Source organism: uncultured Phenylobacterium sp. (assembly GCF_902826855.1).
GTDB lineage: Bacteria > Pseudomonadota > Alphaproteobacteria > Caulobacterales > Caulobacteraceae > Phenylobacterium.
On the sequence record NZ_CADEGK010000255.1, the window covers coordinates 1 to 5,659 of the forward strand.

Below are 5,659 nucleotides of genomic sequence, written 5' to 3' on the forward strand. Positions count from 1 at the left end.
ATATAATGGTCAGGACAGCGAAATCAGCGCCTTACTTGGGAAATGTGGGCTGAGAGGTTCTTCATCTTCACGCCCGACGAGTTGTTCTCGGTCGTGATCCCTCTGGCGGTCGGTACGGTCGTGGTGAACTTCGCCGTCGGCCTGTTCGTCGCCTCGGGGATCTTCCTGGTCCTGCGGAAAGCGAAGCAGGGGGGCGGTCTGCACCGTCTTCTCTGGCTGGCGTACTGGCATGTCCCTGGGGACCTGCTGCGCCTCAAGGCATCACCCGCCTCGCACCTCCGGGAATTGGCTGGGTGACGCATGCACGTTCAAAAGACCATTGAGGCTGGCAAGGCCCTCAACGTCCGCCTGACGCTCACGGCCGTGCTGCTGGGTCTGAGCGTGTCGGCGAACCTGGTGCAGTCGGTTCTGCTGATGAACGCGCGCGAAATCGTTCTCGCGCCGACGCTCCCCGACAACATCACTCTGCGGCCTGGCGGCGCGATCAATCCCGAGTATCTGGAGTCCGTCTCCCGCGAGGCGATCTACACCTTCCTGAACCGCACCCCGGAGACCGACCGGTACTTCGAGCGCGCGATGGAACAGATCCTCGAGCCGGCCACCTATCAGAAGATCAAGGCCGAGATGGTCGACGACCGGAAGGTGCGTGAGGCCAGTCGGACCTCGCAGGCCTTCTTCCCCGACGACGTCTTCGTCGACGCCGCCAAGCTCTACGTGGAGGTTCGCGGCAACCTCGAGATCTCGCGCGGCGCCGACATCGTCGAAGCCAACCGCCGCATCTACGCCCTGCGCTTCGTGCGGCGCGGCTCCAGCGTCCGGCTGGCCTCGATCGGCGAGATCAAGCCGGAAGCGAGCGAAGGCGAGAAGGTGAAGGCTGCGGAGGCCGGGAAATGAGCCCGATGCCTGCCGCGCTCCAAGGTCCGCACGGAACCGTTCGCCGGCCCGCTCGCCGGTCCCACTCCAACGAGGTCACCATGAAGGCCCTCCTGGCTGGCGCCGCGATCGCGGCCGTCGTCTCCGGCGCGGCGCTTGCGGCGCCCGTGATCGCCCGCGACGGTCGGTTCGAGGCCGACGTGTCGGCGCGGCAGATGTCGCGCATTTCAATCGTCGGCGAGAAGATCGCGGCGGTCCGTAAGCTGGACGAGCCTGGCGGACCACAGCTGATCGTCGAAACCGACGAAGCCTCGGGCGATGCGTTCATCGCCTTCGACGGCGACGTCGCGGGGCGCGCCTTCTCGGCCTTCCTGACGACCGAGAGCGGCAAGGTGGTGCAGGCGGTGCTTCGCCCTGCGCCCGGCGAGGCCCAGACGGTGCTGGTGCGGCTGGAAGGGGTCCCGCCGGGACCGCCCGCAGCGGCGGCGAGGGCGGAGGCGACGCCCGTCGGACTGTCCATGTCCCCCGTCGGGGCCAACGCGACGGGGCCGTCGTCACCCTACCAGGAGCGCCTCGTCCAGTTCGTGCGGCTGATGTTCAACGATCAGGACGCCGAGGGCGTGACCCGCAGGGTGACGGGCGCGGCCCCCATGCAAGCCGGTCCGTTCACGGTGCGACAGGTCACGGCCTGGGACGGCGCGGGCCTGCATGGCCGGGTGCTGTACGTCACCAACATCGGCAAGGCCGAGGAAGCCGTGCGTCTTGAAGCCTTCCTCGTCGAGCGGGTCTTCGCCGCCGCCACGTCCCATGAGCGGCTTCGGCCGGGCGAGCAGGGACGGGTCTTCATCGTGGAGGAACTGCGTTGAGCGACCTCCCCGAAGCCCAGTCCGCGGACGACCTCTACGAGCCGAACGCCAAGGCCAAGCGCAATCAGCGCACCCTCTACCTGGCGGTGGCCGCGCTCATCGCGGTCATCGGCGGCTTCTATGTCTACTCGCAGTTCGGCAAGCCGCCCGCAGCCCGGGTCGACGAGACCCGCAAGCGCGTCATGGCCACGGCCAGTATCGCCAAGAACCCGGACCCCCCCGAGGTGGTCAACGGGGACCTGTCGCGCCAGGTGGCGCAGCTGCAGGCGTCGAACGCCGACCTGCAGGCGCAGAACCTGCAGTTCAAGGACGCGGCGCAGCGCGCGGAATCGGCGCAGCTGGAGGACCGCAACAACGCGATGCGCACCATTCAGGTGCTGCAGGATGAAGTGAACCGGCGTGGGGACGCCGCCCCCGGACCCGCCGGGCGCGCCACCCCTGCGCCAGGCGCGCCCTCGAGACCCCCCCTCGCGGGAGGTGCGCCGGCGCCCCCGCTCGCTCCGGTCCCCGCCAGCGGCGGTCCCCGGGCGGGCGGGGGTGTTCGCGACCGGGAGGCGATGGGCGTCGAAGAGCCTCGCCCGCGCCGCAGCATCACGCTCATCCGCACGAGCACGTCGCCCAAGTCCGAGCGCGCCGAGGCGGGGTCGGACGCCCCATCGCAGACCACGGACTTCGCCAACAAGCGTAGCCCTGCGGCTGGCGCGGGCGCCCCCGGTGGGAAGGCTCAGGTGGGGAGCTCCGGCTCCTACTTCACCAGCAAGCTGGAAGCCTACAACACGGCCGACTTCGTGCCCCCGAACGCCTACGCCTCGGCCACTGTGCTGGTCGGCGTCGACTCCGCGGCCAGCGTCAATTCGGCCTCAGATCCTAAGCCGGTGTTGTTCCGCCTCACCGGCGACGCGGTCTCGGTGGGCGCGAATGGCCGCTATCAGCGCACCAGCCTCAAGGGCTGCATGGTCAACGGGGCGGCCTACGGCGAGCTGTCGAGCGAGAAGGTCTACGTAAAGCTCCAGCGCATCACCTGCCCGGCCGGCGACAAGAAATTCTCCGTGGCCACGGTAGAAGGCTACGTCACCCAGCGCGGCAAGGCCGGGGTGCGCGGCGTCGTCGTCGAAAGGGCAGGGGGGCTGACCGCCCGCGCGGCCGTCGCCGGTACGTTGCAGGGTCTCGGAACGACGCTGTCGCAGAACCTCAACCGCTCGGTCGGCGGCGTCAACGCCGTCCCCGGCGCCGGCGGCATTCTCGGCTCCGAGAAGCTCTCCGGCAGCGAGCTCGCACAAGGCGCGGTCGGCGGCGGCGTGAGCAACGCCGCCTCGATGCTGGCTGACTATTACATCAGGCGCGCCGAGCAATATCAGCCGGTGATCGAGATGCCGACCGGCATCGCGGTGGAGATCGTGTTCCTCTCCGGCTTCCAGGTTCGGGGGGGTTCATGACCCAGCCCCCGATCCTGGCCAGGATCATGGCCCCGGTCCTCGTCCCCCTCGTGCCCCGCTTGGCTCTCGTGGGAGGCGCCGTCGGCGCGAGCCTCGCCCTGGCCATCTGGTTTGGGCCGGGCGCGCCCGGGATGGCGGACGGTCACGCCCTTTGCCCCCTCCCGTCGCCTGGCGGCGAGCCGCACCAGTGCCGAGGACGGCCATGAGGATCCTGGACCTGCCCGTGCTCGCCGCGCTGACGGTGCTGAGCTGGCTGCCGCCCTTGGAGTGGAAGGCGCCCGCAAAGGCCCCCGCGAGCGTCGCCTGCGCGTGCTGCGTCCGCGCCGGACGCGAGCTGCGCCTGCTCACGATCGCCGAACGTCGTCCGTCGCGTGCGGACCCCGCCAACCAGCAAGGGAACTAGGCCATGTCGGATGAACCTCAGCGCTCGCCGCCTTCGAAGCGCGTCCCGATCTCCCGGCGCCACGTCGCAATAGGGGTCAGCGTGTTGGCGCTGGCGGCCGCAGCCACGTTCGCGGCGGCGCGCAGCTTCGATCTGTCGGGCGGCGGTGCGACCGCTCAGGAAAAGCAGCTGCTTGCGGCGCTGACCCGCAATCTCCCGAACACCAAGGTGAGTTCGGTGAGCTGCGCGCCCGCGGCCGCCCCGAAGGGTTTCTGTGAATTCGTCGCGGGGCGCAGCGTGCTCTACGCGACGCCCGACGGCCGCTACGTGATGATCGGCCAGCTGCTCGACCTGCAGAAGAAGGTCGACATGACGGACCGTCGGGCCCGCGAAGTCGCCGGCGTGGCCGACGCCGAGGATCGCATCGCAGGGCGGCTGACCCAGCCGGCCCCGCGCGCGCAGGCCGCCGCAGGGCCGCCCCCGAGCGCGCAAGGACCTTCCCCGGTGCTGAAGGTCGATCTCCCGGCCGAGAACGCGATCGTCCACAACCGCGGCGCGCGGCTGAAGATGACCGTCTTCACCGACTTCAACTGCCACTACTGCCAGCAGCTGTTCCAGGACCTGAAGTCGAACCGCGACATCGAGGTGACCGAGTTCCCGATCGCGGTGCTTGGCCCCGAGAGCGAGGCGAAGGCCAAGAAGGTGCTGTGTGCGCAGGACCGCGCCGCGGCGGCCAAGGCCCTCTACGACGGCGGCCAACTCCAGGGCGTGTCCGACTGCGCAGATGGCGGCCGGCGGCTGCAGCAGAACCTCGCCTTCGCCCAGAGCCACGGGATCAACGGCACGCCGATGATCGTGCGCGCGGACGGGGCGACAAACCCGGGCTGGATGCCGGCCGACAAGCTGCTCGCGTGGCTCAACGCGTCGCGTAGCTGACCGCCGGCGGGGAAGGAGCACTTAAGATGCCGATCACGTCCAAGATCCTCGCCGGTGTGGCCATGCTGGCCCTGGCGGGGTGTGGGTCGACGAACACCAAGGGCTCCTGGGCCTGCGCGGCAGAGCGCGGCGTGCCGTGCTCAAGCATCGCCACGCTCGACGGCCAGCCGGGCGCGTCCGGCGCGATGACGGCCAGGCACGATGGAAAGGCGGCGCCGTTGGTCGACGGCGCGGGCGCGCTTCGCTGGTGGACCGCAGCCGAGGCCGGCGGCGGCGCCTTCGACCAGGCCCCGCGCCGCGAGCCAGACCAGTTCGCAAAGGTGCTGATCGGCGGCTGGATCGATGGCAGCGGCGACTATCACGCGCCCTCCGAGGTGTTCGCGCTGATGCGGCGGGGCGGCTGGTGGGCGGCGCCCCCGGCGGTTCCGCTGGTCACCGCGCGATCCGGTGAGCGCACCCCCGCGCCGCGCGTCGCCAGCGCCGGCCCCGCGGCCGGCCCATCCCCGTCGCCTGTCGCCAATCCGCCGGTGGCGCAGCCCGAGAACGCCGCGGCCGCGCGCGGCGCGGGGTCCAAGACGGACGCCGCCGGGACCGTCGCAGCCCGCGCGGCGCCGGCCGCCGTCGCCACCGCAAAGCCCGCGGGCTCGTGAGCGCCCGATGACCGACAAGACCCCCCTGGGCGAGATCCGCGGCGCCCTGAGGCGCGCCCTCGAGCGCAAGGGCCGCGCGTGGTGGGGCGAGGACGTCCTACCCCCCGACGCGCCCCGCCAGAAGGTCTCCGGGGCGACCCTCGCGTCCCTATTGCCGTGGCGCTACTACGACCCCGAGCACGGGGTCTACGTCCAGGATCGCAGCATTGGCATCGTGCTCGCCGTCTCGCCCCTGGTGGGGGGCGATGACAGCACCCAGCGGATCCTGACGGAGCTCTTCAACGAAGCCCTCCCGGAACTGGCGAAGGTCCAGATCATCCAATGGGCGTCTCCGAAGATCGGCCCGATCGTCGACCATTGGGCAGAAGCCCGCGCCGCCAGAGGCGGGGTCCAGGCCGAGCTCGCCCGCCATCGCCGAGAGTTGTTCCGCAAGGGCGCGTGGGAAGGGCTTTCGCCGTCGTCACCGTTCCTGGTGCGGGACTTCCGGGTGCTGGTCTTCGTGGAGGTGAGCGGACG

General features: G+C 70.5%; 8 protein-coding genes. All 8 read left to right on the top strand.

Features of this window, described 5'->3' with window-relative positions:
• Positions 1-42 precede the first annotated feature (42 nt).
• Positions 43-297, top strand: coding sequence for a type IV conjugative transfer system protein TraL (gene traL / locus QZV94_RS22520; protein ID WP_293682275.1), 255 nt, complete (start codon positions 43-45; stop codon positions 295-297).
• A gap of 3 nt (positions 298-300) precedes the next feature.
• Entirely contained in the window at positions 301-894 is a 594-nt protein-coding gene (locus QZV94_RS22525; protein WP_293682277.1) for a TraE/TraK family type IV conjugative transfer system protein, read from the top strand.
• An 80-nt stretch (positions 895-974) separates the two neighbouring features.
• Entirely contained in the window at positions 975-1,739 is a 765-nt protein-coding gene (locus QZV94_RS22530; RefSeq protein WP_293682280.1) for a type-F conjugative transfer system secretin TraK, read from the top strand.
• Complete coding sequence (locus tag QZV94_RS22535; RefSeq protein WP_293682283.1) at positions 1,736-3,175, top strand: TrbI/VirB10 family protein; 1,440 nt, start codon at positions 1,736-1,738, stop codon at positions 3,173-3,175. The genes QZV94_RS22530 and QZV94_RS22535 overlap by 4 nt, the downstream gene beginning before the upstream one ends.
• A gap of 202 nt (positions 3,176-3,377) precedes the next feature.
• Positions 3,378-3,578, top strand: a complete 201-nt coding sequence (locus QZV94_RS22540) for a hypothetical protein (protein WP_293682286.1) — start codon at positions 3,378-3,380, stop codon at positions 3,576-3,578.
• 3 nt (positions 3,579-3,581) lie between these two features.
• Positions 3,582-4,493, top strand: coding sequence for a DsbC family protein (locus QZV94_RS22545; protein WP_293682289.1), 912 nt, complete (start codon positions 3,582-3,584; stop codon positions 4,491-4,493).
• Between the two features lie 26 nt (positions 4,494-4,519).
• Positions 4,520-5,143, top strand: coding sequence for a hypothetical protein (locus tag QZV94_RS22550; protein ID WP_293682292.1), 624 nt, complete (start codon positions 4,520-4,522; stop codon positions 5,141-5,143).
• Between the two features lie 7 nt (positions 5,144-5,150).
• The coding region (locus QZV94_RS22555; RefSeq protein ID WP_293682295.1) for a TraC family protein at positions 5,151-5,659 on the top strand (509 nt) is incomplete at its 3' end.

Bases quoted from the DNA above. Each gene is read 5' to 3' on its own strand.
- QZV94_RS22530 (WP_293682280.1), top strand. From the start codon at position 975: ATGAAGGCCCTCCTGGCTGGCGCCGCGATCGCGGCCGTCGTCTCCGGC.
- QZV94_RS22545 (WP_293682289.1), top strand. From the start codon at position 3,582: ATGTCGGATGAACCTCAGCGCTCGCCGCCTTCGAAGCGCGTCCCGATC.
- traL (WP_293682275.1), top strand. From the start codon at position 43: ATGTGGGCTGAGAGGTTCTTCATCTTCACGCCCGACGAGTTGTTCTCG.
- QZV94_RS22525 (WP_293682277.1), top strand. From the start codon at position 301: ATGCACGTTCAAAAGACCATTGAGGCTGGCAAGGCCCTCAACGTCCGC.
- QZV94_RS22550 (WP_293682292.1), top strand. From the start codon at position 4,520: ATGCCGATCACGTCCAAGATCCTCGCCGGTGTGGCCATGCTGGCCCTG.
- QZV94_RS22540 (WP_293682286.1), top strand. From the start codon at position 3,378: ATGAGGATCCTGGACCTGCCCGTGCTCGCCGCGCTGACGGTGCTGAGC.